This window comes from Paenibacillus sedimenti (assembly GCF_014534655.1).
Classification (GTDB): Bacteria; Bacillota; Bacilli; order Paenibacillales; family NBRC-103111; genus Paenibacillus_E; species Paenibacillus_E sedimenti.
The window spans coordinates 1-327 of the sequence record NZ_JACVVD010000066.1 but is presented as its reverse complement, the minus strand read 5'-3'; the positions used below and the strand labels follow the sequence as shown (position 1 = coordinate 327).

Sequence of the window (327 nt, the reverse complement as noted above, 5' to 3'; positions counted from 1 at the left end):
TTTCCCAATTAGTAAGACCCCTTGTAGACGACGAGGTTGATAGGTTCGAGGTGGAAGTGCAGCAATGCATGCAGCTGACGAATACTAATCGGTCGAGGGCTTAACCAAAACTGAGAGACTTTAATCTTCGATTAAAGATCCCTATATTATCCAAGAAAGTGAAGAGAAGCTCTGTAGCTGATTCCGAATACTTTCTCGGGGCCCAGAAAACAACTAGTTAACAAATATTCACACTTTACGCAAGTTTCGTATCTAGTTTTCAAGGAATAAATCCTTGATCGTTTGGTGATGATGGCGGAGGGGACCCACGCGTTCCCATCTCGAACA

1 rRNA gene is annotated in these 327 nt (G+C 43.4%); it reads left to right on the top strand.

The window, feature by feature from the left end:
- Window positions 1–108 (top strand): 23S ribosomal RNA (locus ICC18_RS33460); the annotation flags it as partial.
- Between the last annotated feature and the right edge of the window lie 219 nt (window positions 109–327).